Annotated in this window: 24 protein-coding genes; 17 read left to right on the top strand and 7 right to left on the bottom strand. The window is 68.8% G+C overall.

Annotated elements, in window-relative coordinates; genetic code table 11:
- Positions 1 to 43: 43 nt before the first annotated feature.
- The 6 genes from flhB to motA all read right to left on the bottom strand — a co-directional run bounded on the left by flhB (position 44) and on the right by motA (position 4,880).
- Entirely contained in the window at positions 44 to 1,105 is a 1,062-nt protein-coding gene (gene flhB, locus ACQKQD_RS21380; protein WP_091978276.1) for a flagellar biosynthesis protein FlhB, read from the bottom strand.
- Positions 1,106 to 1,209: 104 nt separating this feature from the next.
- Positions 1,210 to 2,238, bottom strand: coding sequence for a flagellar motor switch protein FliG (locus tag ACQKQD_RS21375; RefSeq protein WP_082557757.1), 1,029 nt, complete (start codon positions 2,236 to 2,238; stop codon positions 1,210 to 1,212).
- A gap of 14 nt (positions 2,239 to 2,252) precedes the next feature.
- Positions 2,253 to 2,645: a flagellar motor switch protein FliN gene (gene fliN, locus ACQKQD_RS21370; RefSeq protein WP_427509502.1), complete on the bottom strand. Its 393-nt coding sequence runs from the start codon at positions 2,643 to 2,645 to the stop codon at positions 2,253 to 2,255.
- Positions 2,646 to 2,741: 96 nt separating this feature from the next.
- Positions 2,742 to 3,080, bottom strand: coding sequence for a hypothetical protein (locus tag ACQKQD_RS21365; protein ID WP_244491819.1), 339 nt, complete (start codon positions 3,078 to 3,080; stop codon positions 2,742 to 2,744).
- Positions 3,061 to 3,990: a flagellar motor switch protein FliM gene (locus tag ACQKQD_RS21360; protein WP_056523274.1), complete on the bottom strand. Its 930-nt coding sequence runs from the start codon at positions 3,988 to 3,990 to the stop codon at positions 3,061 to 3,063. The genes ACQKQD_RS21365 and ACQKQD_RS21360 overlap by 20 nt, the downstream gene beginning before the upstream one ends.
- Before the next feature lie 2 nt (positions 3,991 to 3,992).
- A complete protein-coding gene (motA, locus tag ACQKQD_RS21355; protein ID WP_427509501.1) occupies positions 3,993 to 4,880 on the bottom strand; it encodes a flagellar motor stator protein MotA in 888 nt (295 codons plus the stop codon).
- A gap of 254 nt (positions 4,881 to 5,134) precedes the next feature.
- Here motA and ACQKQD_RS21350 point away from each other — a divergent pair, with 254 nt between their 5' ends.
- From ACQKQD_RS21350 to ACQKQD_RS21275, 16 genes are all read left to right on the top strand, one after another.
- Positions 5,135 to 5,914 (top strand): DUF1217 domain-containing protein, encoded by a 780-nt coding sequence (locus ACQKQD_RS21350; protein ID WP_427509500.1) that lies wholly within the window; start codon positions 5,135 to 5,137, stop codon positions 5,912 to 5,914.
- 1 nt (position 5,915) lies between these two features.
- Complete coding sequence (gene flgF / locus ACQKQD_RS21345) at positions 5,916 to 6,656, top strand: flagellar basal-body rod protein FlgF (RefSeq protein WP_056523268.1); 741 nt, start codon at positions 5,916 to 5,918, stop codon at positions 6,654 to 6,656.
- Between the two features lie 31 nt (positions 6,657 to 6,687).
- On the top strand, positions 6,688 to 8,007 hold the full coding sequence (gene fliI, locus ACQKQD_RS21340) for a flagellar protein export ATPase FliI (protein ID WP_427509499.1): 1,320 nt from the start codon (positions 6,688 to 6,690) through the stop codon (positions 8,005 to 8,007).
- A 113-nt stretch (positions 8,008 to 8,120) separates the two neighbouring features.
- Positions 8,121 to 9,344, top strand: a complete 1,224-nt coding sequence (locus ACQKQD_RS21335) for a flagellar hook protein FlgE (RefSeq protein ID WP_427509498.1) — start codon at positions 8,121 to 8,123, stop codon at positions 9,342 to 9,344.
- 23 nt (positions 9,345 to 9,367) lie between these two features.
- Positions 9,368 to 10,825, top strand: a complete 1,458-nt coding sequence (gene flgK / locus ACQKQD_RS21330) for a flagellar hook-associated protein FlgK (protein WP_427509497.1) — start codon at positions 9,368 to 9,370, stop codon at positions 10,823 to 10,825.
- A 3-nt stretch (positions 10,826 to 10,828) separates the two neighbouring features.
- Positions 10,829 to 11,884 (top strand): flagellar hook-associated family protein, encoded by a 1,056-nt coding sequence (locus ACQKQD_RS21325; protein WP_427509496.1) that lies wholly within the window; start codon positions 10,829 to 10,831, stop codon positions 11,882 to 11,884.
- Positions 11,885 to 11,972: 88 nt separating this feature from the next.
- Positions 11,973 to 12,332 carry a flagellar biosynthesis regulator FlaF gene (gene flaF, locus ACQKQD_RS21320; RefSeq protein ID WP_427509495.1) on the top strand — a complete coding sequence of 120 codons (360 nt, stop codon included), beginning with the start codon at positions 11,973 to 11,975 and terminating at the stop codon, positions 12,330 to 12,332.
- Positions 12,329 to 12,751: a flagellar biosynthesis repressor FlbT gene (flbT, locus tag ACQKQD_RS21315; protein ID WP_427509494.1), complete on the top strand. Its 423-nt coding sequence runs from the start codon at positions 12,329 to 12,331 to the stop codon at positions 12,749 to 12,751. The genes flaF and flbT overlap by 4 nt, the downstream gene beginning before the upstream one ends.
- A 36-nt stretch (positions 12,752 to 12,787) precedes the next feature.
- Positions 12,788 to 13,207, top strand: coding sequence for a flagellar hook assembly protein FlgD (gene flgD, locus ACQKQD_RS21310; protein WP_427509493.1), 420 nt, complete (start codon positions 12,788 to 12,790; stop codon positions 13,205 to 13,207).
- A gap of 380 nt (positions 13,208 to 13,587) precedes the next feature.
- Positions 13,588 to 13,854, top strand: a complete 267-nt coding sequence (fliQ, locus tag ACQKQD_RS21305; RefSeq protein ID WP_427509492.1) for a flagellar biosynthesis protein FliQ — start codon at positions 13,588 to 13,590, stop codon at positions 13,852 to 13,854.
- A 133-nt stretch (positions 13,855 to 13,987) separates the two neighbouring features.
- Positions 13,988 to 16,078: a flagellar biosynthesis protein FlhA gene (gene flhA, locus ACQKQD_RS21300; protein ID WP_427509491.1), complete on the top strand. Its 2,091-nt coding sequence runs from the start codon at positions 13,988 to 13,990 to the stop codon at positions 16,076 to 16,078.
- Positions 16,079 to 16,084: 6 nt separating this feature from the next.
- Positions 16,085 to 16,831 (top strand): flagellar biosynthesis protein FliR, encoded by a 747-nt coding sequence (gene fliR, locus ACQKQD_RS21295; RefSeq protein ID WP_427509490.1) that lies wholly within the window; start codon positions 16,085 to 16,087, stop codon positions 16,829 to 16,831.
- Position 16,832: 1 nt separating this feature from the next.
- The gene (locus ACQKQD_RS21290) at positions 16,833 to 17,345 is read left to right on the top strand and encodes a hypothetical protein (RefSeq protein ID WP_427509489.1); all 513 of its coding nucleotides are present in this window, start codon (positions 16,833 to 16,835) and stop codon (positions 17,343 to 17,345) included.
- Positions 17,342 to 17,818, top strand: coding sequence for a rod-binding protein (locus ACQKQD_RS21285; RefSeq protein WP_427509488.1), 477 nt, complete (start codon positions 17,342 to 17,344; stop codon positions 17,816 to 17,818). The genes ACQKQD_RS21290 and ACQKQD_RS21285 overlap by 4 nt, the downstream gene beginning before the upstream one ends.
- Positions 17,819 to 17,851: 33 nt before the next feature.
- Positions 17,852 to 18,187 (top strand): flagellar protein FlgN, encoded by a 336-nt coding sequence (locus ACQKQD_RS21280; protein ID WP_427509487.1) that lies wholly within the window; start codon positions 17,852 to 17,854, stop codon positions 18,185 to 18,187.
- 6 nt (positions 18,188 to 18,193) lie between these two features.
- Positions 18,194 to 18,643 carry a hypothetical protein gene (locus tag ACQKQD_RS21275; RefSeq protein ID WP_427509486.1) on the top strand — a complete coding sequence of 150 codons (450 nt, stop codon included), beginning with the start codon at positions 18,194 to 18,196 and terminating at the stop codon, positions 18,641 to 18,643.
- 390 nt (positions 18,644 to 19,033) lie between these two features.
- On the opposite strand, the gene ACQKQD_RS21270 is transcribed toward ACQKQD_RS21275, so the two are convergent.
- Positions 19,034 to 21,703, bottom strand: a complete 2,670-nt coding sequence (locus tag ACQKQD_RS21270; protein WP_427509485.1) for a heparinase II/III domain-containing protein — start codon at positions 21,701 to 21,703, stop codon at positions 19,034 to 19,036.
- A gap of 314 nt (positions 21,704 to 22,017) precedes the next feature.
- On the opposite strand from ACQKQD_RS21270, the gene ACQKQD_RS21265 reads away from it, so the two are divergent.
- The gene (locus ACQKQD_RS21265) at positions 22,018 to 22,701 is read left to right on the top strand and encodes a response regulator transcription factor (protein WP_427509484.1); all 684 of its coding nucleotides are present in this window, start codon (positions 22,018 to 22,020) and stop codon (positions 22,699 to 22,701) included.
- The last annotated feature ends 74 nt before the right edge of the window (positions 22,702 to 22,775 follow it).

Here is a 22,775-nt window from a genome sequence, read left to right as displayed (position 1 = left end):
GACCGGTCAACGCCGCTGCCACGCCTCGGCCACGCCGTGCCGGTCAGCGGCGCTTGCGCGTCATCACGTAGACCAGCAGGTTCGCCACCGCCCGGTAGAATTCCGCCGGGATCGCCTGGTTGACCTCGACATGGTCGTACATCGCCCGGGTGAGCGCCTTGTCGACGACGACCTCGATCCGGTGCTTCTCGGCGATCTCGCGGATGCGGAGGGCGATCAGGTCCGCGCCCTTGGCCAGAACCGTCGGGGCGTCGTTCTCGCTCTGGTCGTAGCGCAGCGCGATCGCGTAGTGCGTCGGGTTCGCCAGGATCATGGTGGCGCGGGGCACCGCCGCCATCATCTGCTTGCGCAGCCGGTCCTGCGCCAGCGAGCGCATCTTCGCCTTCACGAGCGGGTCGCCCTCGAGCTGCTTGAACTCGTCCTTCACCTCCTGCCGCGACATCCGCAGGTCGCGCTGCCAGCGCACGCGGGTCCAGACCAGGTCGCCGGCGACCAGCGCGATCGTCGCGACGCTCACGGCCGAGACGAGGCGCACCGAGAGGGTCAGCAGGAATTCAGGCAACCCGACTGGATCCACGAACATGACATTGACGATCTCGTGGCGATCCGCGTGCAGGACCATGTAGGACATGCCGCCGATCGCGAAGAACTTGAACAGATTTTTCCCGAACTCGACGAACCCCTGCAGACTGAAGAGCCGATTCCAGCCGGCGACGGGGGAGATGCGGGACCATTTCGGCTGGATCCGATCGAACACCACGCGCGGCGCGTTCTGGAAGATCGAGGCGGCGATGCCGGCCACGAGCAGGATGACCAGGACCGGCAGCAGGAAGCGGCCCATCTCCAGGGCGAGGGCGTGGACGAGGCGCATCGCGTCGTGGCTCGTCTCCACGCTGAAGTTGCGCGGCTGCTCCAAGATCAGCGCGAGCCTCTGCACCAGCGGCAGCCCCTGATCCCGCGCCACGAAGACCAGGAAGATCAGCAGTCCCAGGATGGAGGCGAAGACGGGCGCTTCCCGCGAGAACGGCGTGTTTCCTTCCGCGATCGCGTCGCTGATCTTCTTCTCGCTCGCCGCCTCGGTCTTGCTCTCCCTGTCCTCAGACATCGCGGCGCCCCGAACTCGGGCCGCCGACGGCACCGCCCCGGTCGGCCCGGCGGGACGCGTCCGCCGGAGCGGCGCCCCGGAGCCGTCCCCGACCGGGGACGGTGCTAGCGGAAGTAGGTCTCATCCGAGTCGGCCGGGGTGAGTTCGATCTCGCCGCGCGACGCCATCTCGAGCGCCTGGTCGGTGATCGCGCGGCGCGCGTCGAGCACGTCCCGCTGGGCGGCGGGCTCGCCTCCCTCCAGCTCGTGCTCGACGAGGCGCCGGGCGCGGGCGGTCAGCGCGCTGAGCACGACGTTCCGCAACGGCCCGTTCGTGCCCTTCAGGGCGAGGATGACCTTCTCGTGCGGGACCTGATCGAAGAGCGTCGTCCGCGCCCGCGGCGTCATGTGGATGATGTCGTCGAAGGTGAAGAGCAGGCTCTTCAGGATCTCGGCCGATTTCGGGCGCGTCTGCGTGAGGTTGTCCAGGACCTCCTCCATGCTCTGGCGCTCCATCTTGTTGACGATGTCGGCCATGCGCGAGTGGGTATCCGCCGCGGCATTGCGCGCCAGGTTGATCATGAAGTCCTCGTGGATGGTCTGCTCGATCATCTTCATGGTCGCGTCGACGATCGGCTTGAACGTCAGCATCCGCCGCATGACGCCGTTGCGCAGCGGCGCCGGCAATTGCGCCATCACCTTGGCGGCGCAGGCCGGCTTGACCTTGGACAGCACGAGCGCCGCGGTCTGAGGGTGCTCCTTGATCAGGTAGCCCGCCAGGGCGGTCTCGGACCCGTTGGAGATGCGGTCCCAGATCGAGCGCTCTCCCCCGCCGAGCACGTCGGCCATGATGTCGGCGATCTGCTCGGGGGGAAGCACGCCCTCGAGCAGCTTCTCCATCTCGCGGGCGGTGCCGATCAGGTTCGCGCCGTCGGCGAAGAACGCCGCCAGCTGCTCGACGATGACCTCGAGCTGCGGCCTCGGCACGGGCCCGAGCTGCGAGACCGCGCGGGTGATCTGCTTCAGCTCACCGGTGTCGAAGTACTTGACCAGTCGGCTCGCCGAGCCCTTGTTCATCGCGATGAGGACGGCCGCGACTTCCTCGGCGGGCGTGAGAACCTTCCGACCAACCTTGGTCATGGAGCCTGCGGCCATGGTGATCCGCCCCGTCAGCCGTTGGCGTCGGCCGCGGCGGGGCCGACGATCTCGGTCAGGGAGACGCCGAAGCGCGAGTTGTCGTCCTCGACGACGACGACCTCGCCGCGGGCGATGACGCGGCCGTTGACCACGACGTCGACCGGCTCGCCGACGCGGTGATCCAGGGGTACGATCGCGCCGCGTCCCAGCTTCATCAGGTTGGAGACCGGCATCGTCGCGGAGCCGAGGACCACCTGCATCAGGACCGGGATCCGCAGGATCGAGTCGAGGTTCCGGCCGCTGCCCAGCCGCTCGTCATGCACCCGCTGGCCTTCGGCCTGCGCCTCGATCCGCGTGAACAGGCTCTCGCTGTGACCGCCTCCCTGTCCGGACTCGCTATTCGGTTGTTCTGAGGGGGATGACATCAGGCGCTCCTCGGGGAAGGGAAAGGCCCACCGCGCGGGATCGCCGGGTCCGGCGATCGCGGGGGGCAACGGGTGTCGCGCCGCCGACGGAAGGCGTCAGGCGCTCGTGAGGCGGCTTCCGACCGCGGCCTCCGACGGGGCGGCCGCGTGCGCGGGGGCCGTCAGCCGGTCCCGCTCCGCCCGCAACTCGGCCAGGGCCGCCTTGGCGAGCTCGATCTCGCGGCCGAGGTCCTCGAGGACGACGCGGCCGTCCTGGGCGAAGGACTGGACGGCGTTGCTCGCGCCGACCAGGGCCGAGGCGCTCCAGTCGACCATGTCCCGGTACTGCGCGTGATAGCGGTCCAGCCGCTTCAGCCGCATGTACATCGGAACGAGGCAGGCGGTCGTCGCGACGAGAGCGGCGAACAACAGGGCTTCAGCGAGCGAGAACATCATCGATAAACTCCTGGTCCTGATCGATGAAGTGGTCCACGCGCAGGACGATGGCGCCATCCTCCTGCCCGACATCGCACCAGAACAGCTCGCGGTCGTTCCCGACGAGCTTGACGCGGCTCCGCGGCGTGGCCCGCAGTTCCAGCACCTGCCCGACCGCGAGACCGGCGATCTCGCTCAGCGTGAGAGGCTTCTCCTCTAGGATCGCCTTCAGGGTGACAGGGGTCTTCTGCACCTCGCCGGCGATCTGCCGGGTCCACCGGGAATCCCTGGCCGAGGTCTCACCCACCAGGATCCGCGCCAGGCTCTGGCGCATCGGGTTGAGGACGGATTGCGGGATGACGATGAACATCTCGCCGCCGCGGTTGAGCGCCTGGAGGAGGAATTTCGCCGCGACCGCCTGGTTGTTGCGGCGTCCGATCACCGCGAAGTCCATCCGCAGCTCGGTCCGCTCGAGCTTGAACGGCGTGTCCGCCACCAGCGCGAAGGCGGACTGCATCGCCCGGCCGATCTGGTCGAACAGGCGCTGGGCGATCCGCATCTCGATGTTGGAGAAGGATCGCTCCTCGTCGAGGGGCGGCTCGGACCCGTCGGATCCGAGCAGGACCTCGACCATCGTGAAGATGAAGTCGCGGTCGAACCCGACCAGGATGTGACTGTCCCATTCCGGCGCCTGGAAGATGCCGGCGATCGCGTTCGACTCGTAGGGTTCGAGAATGTCGCCGAAGCGCTGGCTCTCGACGTTGCTCAGCGAGAAGTAGACCGGGGAGGCGGCGAAATGCCGGAGCTGATCCGCGCAGAAGGTCGCGACCCTGTCGAGGATCACGTGCAGCATCGGCAGCCGCTCGAGGGACAGGCCCGCCGCATCCAGCAGCCGGTCCCGGATGTCGTTGACGACTTGTTGCCGGTCCATCGTCACGCCGCCTCGCGCAGGACGGTCTCGCCGCGGGGCGAGGCCGTCATCGTCGCGTCCTCGACCTCGTCGATGGTCGGCCGGTTGGCGGAGGTGATCGCCTTGCGCCCGTACTCGACCGCGATCTGCGGCAGGGCCCCGTTCATGTAGGCCAGCAGGGTCTGCTTCACGATGATGTAGAGCCGCGCCTGCGACTCGCGGGTCGCCTTGATCTTGTTGGCGATCGGCGCGACCACCGTGTACGAGACGAAGATGCCCGTGAACGTGCCGACCAGCGCCGCGCCGATCAGGCTTCCCAGGAGCGCGGGCGACTGATCGAGCGCGCCCATCGCCTTCACGATCCCCAGGATCGCCGCGACGATGCCGAGGGCGGGCAGGCCGTCCGCCATGATCATCAGCGCGTTGTACACCTTCAGCTTGTCGCGCCGGTGCGTGGCGATCTCCTCCTCCATCAGCGCCTCGACGTCGTAGGGGCGCGCGTTGCCGATGATGATGAGGCGGACGTAGTCGCAGATGAACAGGGTCAGCGCCGGGTCCCGTGCGGCCCGCGGATAGGCCTTGAAGATCTCGGACTCGCCGGGACGCTCCAGGTGGTTCTCGACCTCGTTGCGGGGCTTCGAGCGCACCTCCCGCGTCAGCGCGAAGAGCAGGCCGAGAAGCTCCAGGTAATCCTCCCGCTTGGGAACCCGCGCGAGAACCGCGTCCTTCAGCGCGCTGCCGGTGTCCAGCACCACGCCGGCCGGGTTGGCGACGACGAAGGCGCCGATCGCGGCCCCGCCGACGATGATGAACTCGAAGGGCTGCCACACCACGGTCAGGTGGCCGCCGATGGCCCAGAAGCCGCCGCCCACGCTGGCCGCGGCGATCAGTAAGCCGATGATTACACCCACGCGGCGCCTCGACGTCGTAACGATTGATCCGTCAGGCCGTAGACCGCCATGCTTGCGCAGGGCTGGAGCCGCGGGGACGTCCCGCCGGGTCGCGGGCCAGATGCCGGCCCGGCAAGGCTCGGACAAGCTCCGAGAGCCATAACCGGACGCCCGGATTTCCAAGATCCCGACCCGCTTCGCCCCGCCTCGTCGGGGACGGCCGGGAGCCCCGCCGAAGGGTTCGCGCAGGGTCGGGCGCGCTGAGGGTCGCCGACATGACATCGACCTACACGGATTACCAGATCATCGCCCGGGATGTCCCGAAAGTACTGAGCAGAAAAGCCACGGAAGCGCAGGTCGCGCGGGACCTGAAATACTTCACCGACCATATCGGCGGGATCAAGACGGTCGACGACTTCCTCGGCAACACCCGCCTCTTCGACTTCGCCATGCAGGCCTTCGGGCTGGCCGACATGGCCTACGCGAAGGGATTCATGAGGAAGATCCTCGCCGGCGAGCCCGATGCGAACGGGCAGCTCCTGGTCGACCGCATCCAGGACGAGCGGTTCCGCGCCTTCGCCAAGGCGTTCGATTTCCGCACCCTCGGCGCGGAGACCACGCAGCGCTCCGAAGCCAGCACGGCCGTCGTGGACGCGTACGTCCGGCAGAAGCTCGAGAGCGACGCCGGCGATCAGGACGAGGGCGTCCGGCTCGCCCTCTACTTCAAGCGGCAGGCGGGAACCATCATGTCGGCCTACGGGATCCTGGCCGACAAGGCGCTGGGGGTGGTCGTCCGCACGACCCTCGGCTTGGCGGACGAGACGGCCAGGGGCAGCCTCGACGCGCAGGCCGCTCTCATCACCAGCAAGGTCGATCTCGCGAGCTTTCGGGATCCCGACAAACTCGATCGCTTCATCAAGCGCTTCACGCTCAGGTGGGACATGAAGAACAACGCGACGTCGGCGCCGCTCCTGTCCCTGTTCGGCGGAGCCGACGGCGGCTTCGACACCGGTGTCCTGCTCAAGCTGCAATCCATCCGGCTCGGGGGCCACTGACATGCAGTCGTCGCTCTACGTCACGCTGTCCGCCCAGATGGCGCTCGAGCAGCGCCTGAACACGGTGGCCGCCAACGTCGCCAATCTCGGGACGGCCGGCTACCGGGCGGAAGAGGTGAAGTTCGAGACGATCCTGTCCCAGGCGGGCCAGCGCGACGTCGCCTTCGCGACCCCGGGCGAGACGTTCCTGTCGCGCAAGGCCGGCCCGCTGATCAAGACGGATTCCCCGCTCGATGTCGGCCTTCAGGGCGACGGCTGGCTGGCCGTGCGGGGGCCGCGGGGCACGGTCTACACGCGGGACGGCCGCATGCAGGTCACGGCGGCCGGCGACCTTCAGGATCTCAACGGGCGCGCGATCCTGGATCCCGGCGGGTCGCCGCTGACCGTCGACCCGGAAGGGCCGCCGCTCACGATCGGCCAGGACGGGATCGTCTCCCAGGGCGCCAACCAGATCGGGGCGCTCGGCGTGTTCCGGCTGGACCCCGCCGCGCGCCTCACGCGCGTCGCCGGCGGCGCGGTGGCGTCCGACAGCCCGGGCCGACCGATCCTCGACTTCAACCAGCGCGACGAGACGACGGTCCGGGTCCAGCAGGGCTTCCAGGAGGGCGCCAACGTCAATCCGGTCATGGAGATGTCGCGGCTCATCGAGATCACGCGCACCTTCCAGAGCGCGGCGGCCGCGGTGGCGGAATCGGAATCGTCGCTGCAGGACGCCATCCGTGGCCTCGGCCCGACCACGTGAGCCGCTCCCGCTCCGGCCCCCGGGAAACAGCATGAACGCCCTCGACCGCGTCGCCGACATGCTGGGGCGTCGGGACGATCACCCCCTCATCCGGATCGGCGGGTCGGTCAGGGAAATCGGCGCGGGCCATTGCCGGATCCGCGTCGCCGTACCGCTCCTGAGACTCGGCGACCGCATGCGGATCGAGGCCGAGGGTCGGCAGATCGAGGGCGAGGTTGTTCGGATCGACGAGGACGGCGTGATCCTCAAGCCGTTCGAGGGCCGGATCGAGGCCGGCCTGGGATCGCCGGCCTACCGGGTGCCGACCTCCGGACCTCGTCCCTGCGAGGCGTGGAAGGACCGGGTCGTCAACGCCCTCGGGACGCCGATCGACGGGAAGGGCGACCTGCCGACGGGCCCGCGGGCGATGCCGCTGGACGCGGACCCGCCGCCCGCGATGGCGCGGTCGCGGGTGGACAGCCCCCTCCGGACCGGCGTGCGGGCGATGGACCTGTTCACGCCGCTCTGCGCGGCCCAGCGGATCGGCATCTTCGCCGGCTCGGGGGTCGGAAAGACGACGCTGCTCTCCATGCTCGCCCGCTGCTCCGGGTTCGACGCCGTGGTGGTCGCCCTGGTGGGCGAGCGCGGACGCGAGGTGCGGGAATTTCTCGAGGGCCCGATGCGGGAGAGCCGGTCGCGCGCGGTCGTCGTCGTCGCCACGGGCGACGAGAGCCCGATGATGCGTCGGCAGGCCCCGAAGCTCGCCTTCGCGGTCGCGGAATCTTTCCGGGACCAGGGCCAGTCCGTGCTGCTCGTGCTCGATTCGGTGACGCGCTTCGCCCATGCCGCCCGCGAGGTGGCGCTGGCCGCCGGCGAGCCGCCCGTGGCGCGGGGCTACCCGCCGAGCGTGTTCGGCGATCTGCCGCGGCTACTCGAGCGGGCCGGCCCCGGCCGGGACGGGGGCGGGGCGATCACCGGGCTCTTCTCGGTGCTGGTCGACGGGGACGACCACAACGATCCCGTGGCGGACAGCATCCGCGGAACCCTCGACGGCCACATCGTCCTCGACCGGGCCATCGCCGACCAGGGCCGCTACCCGGCGATCGACGTGCTCGGCTCGATCTCCCGGCTCGCCGACCGCGTGTGGACCGAGCAGCAGCGCCAACTCGTGCGCATGCTCAAGAATCTGATCGCGCGCTACGAGGATTCCCGGGATCTGCGCCTGATGGGCGGCTACCATGTCGGGGCCGACCCCGAGCTGGATCAGGCGGTCGCCCTGGTCCCGAAGATCTACGGCGCCCTGCGGCAGGAGCCGACCGATCCGGAGAGCCTCGACGCCTTCCTGGATCTCGCGACTGCGCTGCGGAGCTGATCGGGAGCCGGGCTCCGGACGACCGCGGCGGGCCGGAATCCGGTGCCGAAAGCTTCGGGCAAGCGAGCCCTGCTCTGAGTAACGCGACGGTTTCGGATGAGAGGATCCTCGCCATGGGCCTGTATGGTGTGCTGCACGCCGGCGTCTCCGGCATGAACGCGCAGTCCAACAGACTGGGAACAGTTGCCGACAACATCCAGAATCAGAACACGACCGGGTACAAGCGCGCGTCGACGGAATTCTCCTCGCTCCTGATCGATCCCAGCCCCGGATCGTACGATGCGGGATCCGTCGACACGGTGGTCCGGCACAGGATCAGCGAAGAGGGTACCGGGACCGCGACGAACTCGCCGACGGATCTCACCATCAAGGGCAACGGGTTCTTCGTGGTGAAGGACGGTTCCGGACGATCCTATCTGACCCGGGCCGGGAACTTCGTGGTCGACGGGCAGACGGGCGACCTCGTCAACGCCGCCGGCATGCGCCTCCAGGGCTACAGCCTGGCGAATGGCCAGCCGAGCGTGTCGCTGAACAGCTTCGACGGGATGACGAACGTCAACGTGGCGAAGCTGGCGATGAAGACGAGCCCGTCCACGGCCGGCACGCTCGAAGGCAACCTCTACAGCGACACCCCGAACGCGACCACCCCGCCGGGCTACTCGCTGAAGAGTTCGATCACGACCTACGACAATCTCGGCCATCCCTTCAAAGCCGATCTCTACTTTGCCAAGACGGCCAACAATACGTGGCAGGTCTCCGCCTACGATGCCAGCCTGCCGGGGAACTACCCCAGTACGCCGCTCGGGGGGCCGACGACGCTGACCTTCGACGCGTTCGGCCAGATCGTGGGCGCGCCGAAGCTGAACTTCACCGTCCCGAACGGCCAGCCCTTCACCCTCGACCTGTCGCCGCTGTCGCAGGTGGCGGACGTCGCGAAAGTCAGCGACATCAAAGCCCGGTCCGTCAACGGAAACGCGGCCAGCGCGGTCGAGGGCGCCGACATTGACACGGACGGCACGGTCTACGCGATCTACAGGGACGGGTCGCGGCGCGCGGCCTTCCGGATCCCGGTGGCGAGCGTCGGAAGTCCGGACAATCTGACTCCCCGCGCCGGCAACGTCTTCGATCCCAACCCCGAATCGGGGCCGGCGCAGATCGGCTTCGCCAATGTCGGCGGCCGCGGCTACATCCAGTCGAAGATGCTCGAGAACTCGACCGTCGATCTCGGCAACGAGCTGGCGACGATGATCGAGGCGCAGACGACTTACGGCGCCAACTCGAAAGTCTTCCAGACCGGCTCGGAGATGCTCGAGCTCCTCGTCAATCTGAAGCGCTGAAGCCGGACTAGGGGACGATCGAGATGGGCCTCTCCGTTGCACTCAACGCCGCGCGCGGCGCCCTGCAGGCGAACGCGACCCAGACGGACGTGGTCTCGCGCAACGTCGCGGGCGCCTACGATCCATCCTACTCGCGAAAGATCACGTCGCTGGTCACGACGGACGGCCCGATCCGGGTCGTCATCAACCGTGCCAGCAGCACGGCCCTGTTCGACCGGATGATGGGCAGCACCGCGGAACTCGCCGGCTATCAGGCGGTTCTGGACGGCCTCACGAGCCTGGAGGACACGGTCGGCGACACGGATGCGGGCCGATCCATCGCCGCGAAGGTGGGCGCCCTGAACATCGCCCTGGGCGATGCCGCCGGCGAGCCCAACGATATCAATCTGGCGAAGGCCGCTGTGGCGGCCGCCAGAGACTTGGCGCGCTCCCTGAACCAGGCGAGCGGCAAGATCCAGGCGGTGCGCCTGAATGCCGATCACGAGATTCAGAATTCCGTCACGACCATCAACGACCTGCTCCGGAAGTTCGACGCCGCCAACAGTGCCGTCGTCCTCGGGACCGTGCGGGGCGAGGATATCAGCGACGCCCTGGACAATCGCGACAAGGTCCTCGCGCAGCTCTCGCAGGAGATCGGCATCAGCACGATCGTCCGCGAGAACAACGACATGGCGATCTATGCCGATAACGGGTCGCCCCTCTTCGAGCGCGGCCCCCGGACCGTCGCGTTCGAGCCGACACCGGCCTTCGTCCCGGGAACGGCCGGCAAGGCGGTCTTCATCGACGGCGTGAGGGTGACCGGTCCCGGCTCCGTCATGCCCCTGCAGACCGGGCGCGTCGTGGGCCAGATGACCGTCCGCGACGACCTCACGGTCACGTACCAGAAGCAGCTGGACGCGATCGCCGGCGGATTGATCGCCGCCTTGGCGGAGATCGACAGGACGTCGGCGAGCGGCACCCCGCTGGCGGGGCTGCTCACCTATCCCGGGGGGCCCGCCCTTCCCGCCGCGGGAACGGTGGGACTGGCCGGCACGATCCGCATCAACCCGGCCGCCGATCCCGAGCAGGGCGGCAACCCGTTCACCCTGCGCGACGGCGGCATGAACGCGGGCCCGCAATACGCCTACAACACCACGAGCGCGGCGGCCTTCGCCGAGCACCTGAAGGCTCTCCGCGGCGCCCTGGGCGCGGAGCGGACGTTCCTGCCGGATTCGGAACTGCCGCAGGCGGCCACGCTGCAGGTGGCCGCGGAGAGCTCCGCGAGCTGGCTCGAGGCCACGCGGCAGCGCGCGTCGAAGCAGGTGGACCGGGAATCCGCGCTCCTGGACAGCGCGTCGACGGCGCTCTCGAACGCCACCGGCGTGAATCGCGACGACGAGGTGGCGATGATGCTCCAGCTCGAGAAGTCGTACGCGGCGTCCGCGAAGCTGATCGCGACGGTCAACGCGATGCTTCAATCCCTTCTCGATGCCGTGAGATAAGCCATGAAGACCAGCTACATCTCAACTGCGACGCTCTGGAACTCGCCCCGCTCGCATTCTGCGCGGTTGCAGGCCGAGATCGCGAAGGCCAACGTCGAGATGGACAGCGGTGGCCGGTTCGCCGATGTCGGCCTGGAACTCGGCCACAAGACCGGCATCGATCTCGACCTCCGCCAAGCGGTCGACGACCTGAAGGCCCAGCAGCACCGCAACAAGCTGACCACCCTGCGGCTCACGGCGACGCAGGAAGCGCTCAATCAGATCCGCGCGGACGGCGAGTCCTTCCTGGCGCTGGTCGCACCCGGGAAGCCGTTCGCCAGCAGCGGCGCCGAACTCGCTCAGGGCGCCGCGGCGCGGCTCTCCGCCCTGACCGGGCATCTCAACACGTCGGTGGCGGGGCAGGCCCTGTTCGCCGGTATCAACACCGATCACCGTCCGATCGCGGACTCGCAGACCGGCCTGCCTCCGGCCGCGAAGCTGGCGTTCGACACCGCGTTCCAGACCGCCTTCGGCTTCTTGCCGGGGACGTCGCCGGACGCCCTCACCATCACCGCCGCGCAGATGCAGGCCTTCCTCGGCGGTCCCGCCGCCGCCCTGTTCGCCGACCCCCAGTGGGGCGCAACGTGGTCGTCCGCCTCCAACATCAACATCCGCAGCGAGCTCGGCGGCACCGAGACGGCGGAGACTTCCGTGAACGCCAATGCCCAAGCCGTCCGGCAGCTCGCTCAGCTGTACACGATCGGGTCCCAAATCGGCCTCTCCAGCCTCGCGCCCGAGACCCAGTCCGCCGTCATCGACAACCTGCGCAACCTGGCCGGCGTCGCGACCTTCGGCCTGACGCAGATCCAGGCCGATCTCGGCACCATCCAGGCGAGGATGAAAGGCATCGACTCCCAGCTCGATGCCAAGATCAAGGGCCTGACGCTGGGCTACCAGTCGTTCGAGGAAGTCGATCCCGTCGAACTGAAGACACGCCAGACAAATCTGCAGACCCAGCTCCAGATATCCTACAGCCTCACCAACGAGCTCCGGAAGATGAACCTGATCGATTACGTCTGATACGCGGATAAGGCGCGCACGTACCCGTCATTCCCGGGTGCGTCGGCGCATCTCGGTTCATGGCAGGAAACAGAGGGCTAGGTCGGCAATGTACGGGGCGTCTTACGCGGAAGCCTACCGCGAAACCATGGGTGATTCCCCGACCATCGGCCGCGAGCGCGAGCGCGAGGCGTTCGATCGCGCGATCGACCTGATGAAGCGGGCAGACGCTGCAGAGGCCTCGGCGGAACTGCGCTGGGAGGCCACGAGCTTCCTGCAGCGCCTCTGGAGCATGCTCATCGACGATCTCGCCAACCCCGCGAACAGCCTCCCTCCGCAGTTGCGCGCGGACCTGATCTCCATCGGTCTCTGGAACATGAGCCGGAGCGACCAGATCCTCCGCGGCGACGCGTCGGGCTTCGAGCCCCTGATCTACGTCAACACCCTGATCCGCGATGGTCTCCGATGAGCCGCTCCATCAATCTCAGCCTGCGGGGCCGCGAGCGCATCTTCATCAACGGCGCCGTCCTGAGGGTCGACCGCAAGGTCACGATCGAGTTGCTCAACGACGCCACGTTCCTGCTCGAGGCCCACGTCTTGCAGGCGGAGCAGGCGACGACACCGATCCGCCAGCTCTACTTCATCGCGCAGGCCATGCTGATCGATCCGCGCAACGCGGACCGCGTCCGTCAGGCCTACGACAGGGTCGACAGCGCGATTCTCGATCAGGCCCGCGACGACGATGTCGTGACCGGACTGGCAGCGGCGCGAACCTTCCTCGACACGGGCCGACCCTTCGAGGTGCTGCGGATCCTGCGCGGCCTGTTCGAGCCCGACCCTTCGCGAGTCCCTGATCGGGCGGCCGCCCTCGCGCATCGCGTCGCGTGAGGGCGGCCCGGAACGCATCCCGCACGGAGAGCAACCATGTCCCTGCCCATTGCCAGCACCACGAATCCGGACGCGTCGACGAAGGCAGCGGCCCGCACGACAGCCGCGCCGGCCGCCAAGACGGCGACGCTCAACTACGACAATTTCCTGAAGCTTCTGCTCGCGCAGATGAAGAACCAGAATCCGACCGACCCGATGAAATCGACGGATTACATGGCTCAGCTGGCGACGTTCTCGCAGGTCGAGCAGAGCGTCAACATGAACAGCAAGCTCGACGCGCTGCTCACCTCCTCGACCCTGTCGCAGGCAAGCGGCCTCGTGGGCCACACCGTCGTCTCGGCCGACCGGACACTGGCCGGCACCGTCGTGTCGGTGGAGGTGGCCAGCGACGGCCTGCTGGCGCATCTCGATAATGGCAAAGACGTCCGCTATGAGCCGGGTATGACGGTTTACTAGCCGGCTCTCCCCACCGCGGCGGCCCGGTCGAGCGAGCCGCACGCCGGAACGCGGCGCGCGGCCCGACGCGCGGCTGGCGTCATCGACGGTCGCACATCGTCGACACGGCTCCGGGACGGATCGGCGCACGGCCCGCCTCGGAGAGACGAGGTTTGCTTCCCGTCCGCGCCGTCGCGTCGTGCATCGGTCCCTACAACGGGCGGACACGAATGACAGTGTCCGCGGTCGCCGCGCGACGAGCGCCACCGCCGCTGCGGCCTTCCCTCCGGTGAGGGCGGGATCGCTCGCGCGCCGCCGGCAGCCCCGCTCCGACGGGCGTGCGGCCTCCTTGTGACCGCCGATCCCGGCACACGAATCATCGCCCTCCTTCGATCGGCCCCATGAACGAGATCGACGCCCTCGAGCTGGTCCGCTCCGCTATCTGGACCATCATCGTCGCCTCCGGGCCGGCCGTCGGGGCGGCCATGGTGGTGGGCATCCTGATCGCCCTGTTCCAGGCACTCACCCAGATCCAGGAAGTCACCCTGACCTTCGTCCCGAAGATCGTGGTGGTCCTGATCGTGATGATCGTGACCGGCTCCTTCGTGGGCGGCCAGATCTACGCCTTCACCGAGACGGTCTACGGCCGGATCGTCTCAGGGTTCTGAGCGGCCACCCGGTCGCGCGCGGCGGTCCACGAACCGAGCCGCTGGAGCCCGACGGCCGGCGCCCGTCGCGGGCGCAATCCAGGCGCAAGCTTGGTGATCCAGAAGCACGGGCGATACGGAGAGGGGTGAGAGCGTGGCAGCGGCCGTACAAGCGCTCGCGCCGGAGGGCAGAGTCCGGCGGGATGTCTGGTTCGCGGTCGGGATCATCGCGATCCTCGCGGTCCTGTTCCTGCCTGTCCCGGCGGTGCTGATCGACATCGGACTGGCGCTGTCCATCGCGCTGTCCGTGCTGATCCTGATGGTGGCGCTCTGGATCCAGAAGCCGCTCGAGTTCTCGTCGTTCCCGACGATCCTGCTGATCGCGACCCTGCTGCGCCTGGCGCTGGGGATCGCGACGACCCGGCTGATCCTGTCGAACGGGGACGCGGGCATCGACGCCGCCGGCCACGTCATCCAGGGCTTCTCGCAGTTCGTCATGAGCGGCGACTTCGTGATCGGCTTGGTGGTCTTCGCCATCCTGATCACCGTGAACTTCCTGGTGATCACCAAGGGCGCGACCCGCATCGCCGAGGTCGGGGCCCGCTTCACCCTGGACGCGATCCCGGGCAAGCAGATGGCGATCGACGCGGATCTCTCGGCCGGCCTCGTCGACGACAAGGAGGCGCAGCGGCGGCGGCGCGAGCTCGAGGAGGAGAGCGCGTTCTTCGGCTCCATGGACGGCGCCTCGAAGTTCGTGCGCGGCGAGGCGATCGCGAGCCTCATCGTCATCGCGGTCAACATCTTCGGCGGCATCATCATCGGCGTCACCCGCCACGGCCTGCCGCTGGCCAAGGCGGCCGACGTCTTCACCAAGCTCTCGGTGGGCGACGGCCTCGTCTCGCAGATCCCCGCGCTGATCGTGTCGCTCGCCGCGGGCCTGCTGGTCTCCAAGGGTGGGACCCGCGGCACGGCCGAGCAGGCGGTCCTGGGGCAGCTCGGCGCCTATCCGCGGGCGCTGTTCGTGGCCGCCGGGCTGATGCTGGTCTTCGCGATCCTGCCCGGGATGCCGTTCGTGCCCTTCGCGGTCCTGAGCGTCCTGATGGGCACGATCGCCTACCTGATCCCCCGACGCCTCGCCGAGGTGCAGTCGAAGGCCGATGCCGAGACGCGGGCGAAGGAGCGGCAGCTCCTCCTGGAGCGCCAGGACAGCGAGGCCGTGAAGGAATCGCTGAAGACCGCCGAGATCGAGCTTCGCCTCGGCAAGCATCTGGCGGTGCAGATGCAGCCCGCGCAGCAGGAACTCGCCCACCGGGTCGGCCGGATGCGGCGGAAATTCGCCCAGCAATACGGATTCGTGGTTCCGGAGATCAAGCTCGTCGAGTCGGCCACCGTCCCGAGCAAGAGCTACGAGATCGCGATCCACGGGACCGTCATCGCCGCGCAGCAGGTCCGCCCCGGCGAGATGATGATCGTCGTGGGCGACGGGCCGCTCCCCACCGTGACCGGCGAGGAGGTCCGCGAGCCGGCCTTCGGCATGCGCGCCGTGTGGGTGCCGGACGCCTACGCCCCGGAGGCCCGGCGCGAGGGTTTCAGCCCGATCGACTGGCACGCCGTCATGCTGACCCATGTCAGCGAGGTGATCCGCAACAACCTGCCGCAGCTCCTCTCCTACAAGGATATGCGGATGCTCATCGACCGCCTGGATGCCGAGTACAAGCGTCTGGTCGACGAGATCTGCCCGTCACAGATCTCGTATTCGGGCCTGCAGGCCGTGCTCAAGCTGCTGCTCGCCGAGCGGGTCTCGATCCGGAACCTGCACCTGATCATCGAGGCCGTCGCCGAGATCGTCCCCCACGCGCGGCGGGCGGAGCAGATCGCCGAGCATGTCCGCCTGCGGATCGCGCAGCAGATCTGCGGCGATCTCGCCGAGAACGGGGTCCTCCACGTCCTGCGGCTCGGCAGCCGCTGGGATCTGACCTTCCATCAGGGCCTCAAGCGGGATGCCAAGGGCGACGTGGTCGAGGTGGATATCGACCCGCGCCTGATCGAGCAGTTCGGCGTCGAGGCCTCGGAGGCGATCCGCGCCCACATGAAGACGGCGCACCGATTCGCCCTCGTCACCGCGCCGGAGGTCCGCAGCTACGTGCGGATGATCATCGAGCGGCTGTTCCCGACGGTCGCGGTGCTCTCGCACGTGGAGATCGCGCGCGGGGTCGAGATCAAGTCGCTCGGCACGATCTCCTGACAGCCGATGAGCCCCGACACGATCCTGGGCGTCTTCGTCATCTTCTGCCGTGTCGGCGGCTGCCTTCTGGTCGCCCCGGGACTCTCCAGCGCGCGGGTGGCGCCGCGCATCCGCCTGTTCATCGCCCTGACCGTGACCCTCGCGGTGGCGCCGCTGCTGCTGCCGAAGTTCGGCGCAGGGCTGCGCGACGCCGCGCCGGCCGACACCCTGTGGTGGATCGGATGCGAGACGCTCACGGGCCTCGCGATCGGCTTCTTCGGCCGGTCCTTCTATTTCGCCCTCGAGACGATGGCGAGCGGCGTGGCGATGATGATCGGCCTCGGGGGCATTCCGGGGAATCCGGTGGCCGATACCGAGGCCGCCTCCCTCGCCGGGTCGCTGATCATGATGGCCGCGACGATCCTGGTCTTCACCCTGGATCTGCACTGGGAACTCTTCCGCGGGCTGATCGCCTCGTACGACCGGATCCCGCCCGGAAATCCCTTCGGATCGCGGCTCATGCTGGCCGGCTTGGTCGATCGGACCGGGGCGGCCTTCGCCATGGCGCTGCGCGTGACGAGCCCGTTCATCATCTATTCCGTGATCGTGAATCTCGCCCTCGGCCTCGCCAACAAGCTCACGCCGCAGATCCCGGTCTTCTTCATCGCCACACCCTTCATCCTCTTCGGCGGCCTGCTGCTGCTGCTGTTCCTCTCGGGCGACCTGCTCGGGCAGTTCATCCTCGACTACGAACACTGGCTCAGACGAGGCTGACATGCAGACACGGCTCCGCCGGGCGAGGCGCCTCGTCCGCCTGCAGGATCGGATGCACAGGCTCGCCGAGCGGGAACTGGCCGTCGCGGAGCACCGGGTTCGAGCGGCCGACACGGCCCAGGAAGACCTGATCCGCGCGTTGAACGAGGCCTCGAACTTCCACGAGCCGATCCGGGCCACCGCGGTGGGTCGCCTGAAGGCCCTGGCGGTGGCGGCCCAGGATCTGCGCGCGGAGCGGGACGCCTCCGCGCAGCAGCTTCGCGAACGCGCCACCCAGCACAGGCGCACGGCGCTGTGGGTCGAGCGCCTCGAGTCCGCGCACCGGCTCCACGCGGAGCGGCGGGACTGGGCCGAGCGGCTCGACCGGCTCACCGCGCCGGAGGCAAGCTTCCGACCAGCCACGCCGGTTAGCTTGGCGGACGAACCCAGTCCCCGCGCAACCGCGACGAGTTCGGCCGCGTCCGAACATCGAATCCGTCGCGGTGCCGCCACACCGGATACGAGCGCGCCGTGAGCGTCCAGCCCCCCTCGGATATCGTCCTCGACGTCGCGCGCGCCGCCGATCCGACCCGCTACCAGTCCGCCGTCACCAAGCTGACGCAGGCGACGCCCGGAACCTTCGCGGATGCCCTAGGGGCTGCCCGGGGCCCCGGTGTGGGAATCCCGATCGCGCCGCAGCCGAGCGCCGACACCGTGCTGACACGCTTCCGGACGGCCGCGACGCTTCCCGCTCCGCGGGCGAAGGGCAGTCCCGCCGAGCAATTCGAGGCCTTCGTCCTGCAGAGCTTCGTCGAATCCATGCTGCCTCAAGGTGCTTCTGCCGTCTTCGGCAAAGGCAATGCCGGGTCGATCTGGAAGTCGATGCTGGCCGAGCAGCTCGGCGCTCAGCTCGCGAGGGCCGGCGGGATCGGCATCGCCCGGATGATCGATGCCGCGCATCCCCAGGCGGCCGGAGCGCCCGCCGCCACGCGGAAACCGGTTGCCTAGGCCGGTCCCTCCGGCCCGTTCAAGGACAGGATCATGCTGCTGTCGTCTCTCAACCGCCTCGAGGCCACGATCGACGCCGAGACCACCGCGCTCACGGTGCACGATCTGCGGGACCAGGATGAGTTCAACCGCCGCAAGAGCCAGAGCCTGGTGGAGTTCGCGCGCCTCGGTCGGGCCGTCGACGCGGCGAATCTCAGTGCCGCGGAGATCGACGGCCTGGAACGCGTCCGCGCCAAGCTCCGGCGCAATCACGAGCTCCTGGGCATCCACCTGCGCGCCATGCAGGAAGTGTCGGAAATCGTGGCGACGATGATCCGGAGCGCCGAATCCGACGGCACCTACTCCGCCGCCCTGCGCTACCAGGAGTGACCGCGGGTGACCCGTATCGTCTTCACCGGTCTCTGGATCTGCGCGATCACGGTCCTGTCCAGCTTCGCGGTCATTGCCTGGATGCCGGACCTGCCGAAGCCGAAGGCCGAGGAGTACCTCGAGGGCTTGACCTATCAGAAGCTGCGTCCCCTCAACATCCCGATCATCGCCGACGGCTCGGTCCAGGGCTACATCCTCGCCACGATCATCTTCACGGCCGAGGCGCAGCTGATCAAAGGTGCGGGCGTGACGCCGGCACCGTTCGTGATGGACGAGTCCTTCCGTCAGATCTACGAGGACAAGGATCTCGATTTTCGCAACCTCAAGAAATACAATATCAACAGACGCCTGGACGAGATCAAGCGCCGGGTCAACGAGCGCCTGGGCTCCGAGGTCGTGAAGGACGTGATGGTCGAGAACTTCAATTTCGTGACCAAGAAGGATATTCGCAGCTAGGCCGCCTTCCGACGGCACGGACACTCCGCCGGCAGCCCCGCGCGCGCGGCCCTGCCGACACGGAGCGCGGCGCGACGCGCACGTCTCACCGGCCTCCGGCCGCGCGCGGAAGTGCCGTCCGGGCCGCGGACGGCACGCCCAGGCATTCGAGGGTCGACGCGGGGCTTCGGCAGCGCTGGGCTTCGGATCGCCGTGACCGGTCGAGCGCGCGCTGGCCCCCGAGGCGCGCCGGATCTTCGTCGAACGACCGCGCTCAGGAGCCTCGCCACGAGCCCCGCTCCGGGAGCATCCAGGCGCGGCAGGACTCCCGGAGGGCTCGCAAGTCCGGGATTTCCCCAGCGACGGCCCGCGAACCCGGACATCGGGACAGACGCGCGCCGCGCACCCGACTCACGACGCGCGAGCGCGCCGGAACGCCGGACCCTCGACCGTCGTCGTGAGCCGGTCGAGGCTGCCCGCGGAGGCGGCGATCAGCAGGCCACCTTCGACGGTCCCCGTGCCCGACAGGCCGTAGCGGAGGACGGCGCCGCCCCGCGCCCCGTCTACCGATCGCGAAGCGCGGTTGTGGCGGCTCACGGCGAGATCATCGAAGCGGCCGATGAGCGGGCAGGGCAGGATGTGCAGCCGCCGCCCGCCGGACAGGCCGAACACCCGGCACGACGCGTCGAGGGCGACCGTCACCGCGGGATCGAGATGCAGGAAGCCTTCGACCGCGAGGGGGCGCTCCTCCGTCAGGAACCGGTCGAACACGGCGATGCCGGAGAGGTCCTCCAGCAGCACGAAGGTCCGGACGTGTCGATAGTCGGGCCCGTGCACGCTGGTCTCGACACGGTAGGCGGTGGCGTCACCCAGGCGGAGGGCCTCGTGAGCGCGGCCCGCGCCGGCCCCCGGCTCTCGACCGTCCGGGAGCGCGACGTTGTGCGCCCGTGCCGTCGCCGCGTGCAGGCCCTCGCCCTCGGTAATCCAGCGCAGGCCGCCGGTGGCGAAGGTGAAGGCGGTGCAGTCCCGGTGATCCTGCGGGTCGACCTGAGCGGAGAAATCCGCCGTGAAGGCGGCCCAGCCCGCGCCGTCGTCCGGCCGGCGCACGATGAGGGTCCCGGGACGGCTCGCACCGGCGGCGGCGCCCCCTCCGCCGGCGGCCTGTCCCGGCACGGGGAGGGCCATCCCGGGCCGCGCATGCGCGGCTGCCAGCCGCTCCAGCCAGCGGTATCGGTCCGCGTGGTCGGGCGTGGCGTCGAACGGGGGCAGGCCCCCGTCCGGCTCGAACAGGGCGATCATCCCGGCCCAGGCCGCCGGCAGACGCTGGTCGAGGCGTTCGGCGAGCGGCGCCAGCTCCGGCCGGTCACCCAGGACGGGTACGAGGATCAGGGCCAGCGTGAGGAGCTCGAGGCTGCGGTGATAGGACGGCTCCGCGACGCCGCCGCCGGGATCGATCATCGTCTCGAAGCCGCTCCGCAGGGCGAGCGCCGCGAGATGCGTCCAGTGCCGCGACATCGGGAAGGCGGGGAGCGCGAGTCCGGCCGCCAGCAGGGCGGCCGCGACCTGGAGCTCCAGAAGAGACCCCGCCACCGTGCCCTGCGCGAGGATCTCGGCCAGGGCCGCGGCGTGCCGCACGACCTCGCCGCCCAGGATCTCGACGGCGACCTCGCGCGCCTCGCCCGGGTCCCGCGCCGCGGCCTCGAGCAGGCCCAGCATCGCCTCCAGACGCAGCGCCGCGCAGGCGGGGTGCAGGCTCAGCATATCGGCCGGCTGACCCCAGGGATTCGCCCGGGACCAAGAGAGGGCGGCCGCGACCGCGCGGTCCCGGATACCGCGCTCCGGACTCTCCGCGGCGGCCCAGGTCCATGCCAGGGACTGGAACGCCAGGCGCCAGGCCTGCGACCGGAACGGGTCGGCCGCCCAGTCCGGCGCCTCCGGCAGCCTCCAGGCGGGCCGGGTCGCGAGACGGATCGCGCCCTCTGCCCAGACATAGGCGTCGGGCCCGTCCCGCAGGCGCGCGAAGCTGCGCAGCGGCGACGGCCGCTCGGCCAGGCGGTCGAGATCCAGGAAAGGCCGGATCAATCCCGCACGGGCGCCGTCGCCCGGGAGAGCGAGGCGATCGAGCAGCCGCGCCAGGACTGCCTCGACCCCCGGATCGGCGTCGTCCGTCAGATTCGCGAGGCGCAGGTCGTCGTCGAGGAGCACGTCCGGCGCGGCGGCCAGCGCGAGGTCCGCGCCGCCCTCCCAGGTCGCGAAGCCGATATCGAGCGTCGCGGCCTCCGGAGGCGGGCAGACCTTCACGGTGAACCGGTAGGCTTGCCGATGGACCGGGATGTCGAGGAAGGCCGGGACCGACAGCGTGGCCAAGGTGTCGGGGTAGGGGGGCGGTATCGGATCGCCGCCGGCGTCGCGGAAGCGGATCTGGGCCAGCGCCCCCTCGGACGGGCCCTGCGCGACGACCTGCCCCCTGAACACCAGCGCGCGTCCCGGAACGAGGCCGTGCCGGAACCAGACAGGTTCAGGGCCGAGGCCGATCCGACCGTCCTGGAAGAGGCGGCCCTGCGGCGGCCCCGCGGCCGTGTCACGCGCGGCGGGCGCCCGGCGGCCGGCCGGCCGGATCTCGGGATCGACGACCCGGAACGGCCGGGTGTTGCGCCAGCTCCTGATGAGGATCGCCACCTCAACCGCGGGAGCCGGTAGGTAGAATCGCAGCCGCACGGGGAGGCTGCGCGCATCCGCGCCGCCTCCCGCCGAGCGCGGGCCGGCCAGCCAGGCGCCGTGCGCGTCCATCGATGTCCGAATCAGCCCCGGCACGCGCGCGAAATCGATCTCGGACCGGTCCCCTGTCAGGAACGCGACGCCGATCGCCGCGAAATCCCGGGCCTCGAGCGCGCCCTCGACGCTGTCGCAGACGACGTATGCGTTGAACTCATACCACTCGCCCGATGACAGGCCGTCGAACGCGTAGACGGCCCGTGACCAGCGATTCTTGTGGCCGACGATCTGATCCGCGTCGCGCAGGTTCGCGGAGGCCGCGACGTGCCGCACCGCGGCCGGTTTGAAGACAGAACGATCGCTCATCTGACCTGAGGAGATCTCGCAACATCCGAGCGAAACACGATCGTGTCGCTCATCCCGGGTGATCCTGATTTCGCACGAGCATCGACGCTGACCGTCCGAAATTTGAGAACAATGTCCGTAAAATCGATCGTAATTCCGCGCCAGTCTCGAAAATTTGCGCCATCACATCAAATTTAATGCGGCAGGCGGCGTGAAATCCGGACTGTTGACCTGATCTCATGCTTGCGCCATGGGATGGAAGCCAGGCAAACAACTTCGTTCCAGATCATATAGCATATCTGGAGCACCACTAATCCCAACGGAGTCTTGTGGCAATGTACGTCATTGTCGATGAGCGGCCGATTGTAACCGATGGATACGTGGCCAATTTCAATAGAGAAGGCATAACATCGGTCGGATTGCTGGCGGATGATTTCGAGGACTGGCTGCAGACGGCTCCCACGACCGATCTCGAGGCTGTCCAGGGCTTCCTGCTCGGCGATTGCGCGCAGCGATCGGACCTGCCGGAGCTGATCCAGAAGCGGTCGCGCGCGCCGATCATCGCGATGATCGAGACGCGCTGCCTGAGCGAGACCCTGAACCTGTTCGGGGCCGGTATCGACGACGTCGTCCGGAAGCCCGTCCACGTCCGGGAGATCCTCGCGCGAACCGAGGCGGTGTGGCGCCGCTCGCAGCGCGAGACCGCGAAGGATCTGACGGTGGTCGACCGGTCCGCACGGCTGAAAGTGTACTTCGACGGGCGCGACCCCGACATCGACGGGGAGAAGATGACGCTGCCCCGCCGCGAACGTCAGATCCTCGAGTTCCTGGTCCGCAACCGCGGGCGACGGATGACGAAGGAGCAGGTGTTCAACGCAGTCTACGGTGCGTTCACGAGCGACGTGGACGAGAGCGTGATCGAGGGGCACATCAGCAAGCTGCGCAAGAAGCTCCGCCAGAAGCTGAGCTTCGATCCGATCGAGGTCCGGCGCTACCTCGGCTACGCCTTCGTGAACTGAGCGGCCGCGCAGGCCGGTGCCGATACGGACGCGGCGCCCGGCAGCGCGGCCGCGTCCGGGCCGGAAGCCGCGTC

Source organism: Methylobacterium sp. NPDC080182, from assembly GCF_050281105.1.
GTDB lineage: Bacteria > Pseudomonadota > Alphaproteobacteria > Rhizobiales > Beijerinckiaceae > Methylobacterium.
This window is presented reverse-complemented; position numbering and strand designations above follow the sequence as displayed.

What these genes read in the sequence shown, in the direction of transcription:
- fliN (WP_427509502.1), bottom strand. Translation starts at nt 2,645, where the DNA reads ATGTCATCCCCCTCAGAACAACCGAATAGCGAGTCCGGACAGGGAGGC.
- flhB (WP_091978276.1), bottom strand. Translation starts at nt 1,105, where the DNA reads ATGTCTGAGGACAGGGAGAGCAAGACCGAGGCGGCGAGCGAGAAGAAG.
- fliI (WP_427509499.1), top strand. Translation starts at nt 6,688, where the DNA reads ATGAACGCCCTCGACCGCGTCGCCGACATGCTGGGGCGTCGGGACGAT.
- ACQKQD_RS21360 (WP_056523274.1), bottom strand. Translation starts at nt 3,990, where the DNA reads ATGGACCGGCAACAAGTCGTCAACGACATCCGGGACCGGCTGCTGGAT.
- fliR (WP_427509490.1), top strand. Translation starts at nt 16,085, where the DNA reads ATGAGCCCCGACACGATCCTGGGCGTCTTCGTCATCTTCTGCCGTGTC.
- ACQKQD_RS21365 (WP_244491819.1), bottom strand. Translation starts at nt 3,080, where the DNA reads ATGATGTTCTCGCTCGCTGAAGCCCTGTTGTTCGCCGCTCTCGTCGCG.
- ACQKQD_RS21325 (WP_427509496.1), top strand. Translation starts at nt 10,829, where the DNA reads ATGAAGACCAGCTACATCTCAACTGCGACGCTCTGGAACTCGCCCCGC.
- ACQKQD_RS21270 (WP_427509485.1), bottom strand. Translation starts at nt 21,703, where the DNA reads ATGAGCGATCGTTCTGTCTTCAAACCGGCCGCGGTGCGGCACGTCGCG.
- ACQKQD_RS21375 (WP_082557757.1), bottom strand. Translation starts at nt 2,238, where the DNA reads ATGGCCGCAGGCTCCATGACCAAGGTTGGTCGGAAGGTTCTCACGCCC.
- flgD (WP_427509493.1), top strand. Translation starts at nt 12,788, where the DNA reads ATGTCCCTGCCCATTGCCAGCACCACGAATCCGGACGCGTCGACGAAG.
- fliQ (WP_427509492.1), top strand. Translation starts at nt 13,588, where the DNA reads ATGAACGAGATCGACGCCCTCGAGCTGGTCCGCTCCGCTATCTGGACC.
- flaF (WP_427509495.1), top strand. Translation starts at nt 11,973, where the DNA reads ATGTACGGGGCGTCTTACGCGGAAGCCTACCGCGAAACCATGGGTGAT.
- ACQKQD_RS21290 (WP_427509489.1), top strand. Translation starts at nt 16,833, where the DNA reads ATGCAGACACGGCTCCGCCGGGCGAGGCGCCTCGTCCGCCTGCAGGAT.
- ACQKQD_RS21280 (WP_427509487.1), top strand. Translation starts at nt 17,852, where the DNA reads ATGCTGCTGTCGTCTCTCAACCGCCTCGAGGCCACGATCGACGCCGAG.
- ACQKQD_RS21335 (WP_427509498.1), top strand. Translation starts at nt 8,121, where the DNA reads ATGGGCCTGTATGGTGTGCTGCACGCCGGCGTCTCCGGCATGAACGCG.
- ACQKQD_RS21350 (WP_427509500.1), top strand. Translation starts at nt 5,135, where the DNA reads ATGACATCGACCTACACGGATTACCAGATCATCGCCCGGGATGTCCCG.
- flgF (WP_056523268.1), top strand. Translation starts at nt 5,916, where the DNA reads ATGCAGTCGTCGCTCTACGTCACGCTGTCCGCCCAGATGGCGCTCGAG.
- ACQKQD_RS21265 (WP_427509484.1), top strand. Translation starts at nt 22,018, where the DNA reads ATGTACGTCATTGTCGATGAGCGGCCGATTGTAACCGATGGATACGTG.
- flgK (WP_427509497.1), top strand. Translation starts at nt 9,368, where the DNA reads ATGGGCCTCTCCGTTGCACTCAACGCCGCGCGCGGCGCCCTGCAGGCG.
- flbT (WP_427509494.1), top strand. Translation starts at nt 12,329, where the DNA reads ATGAGCCGCTCCATCAATCTCAGCCTGCGGGGCCGCGAGCGCATCTTC.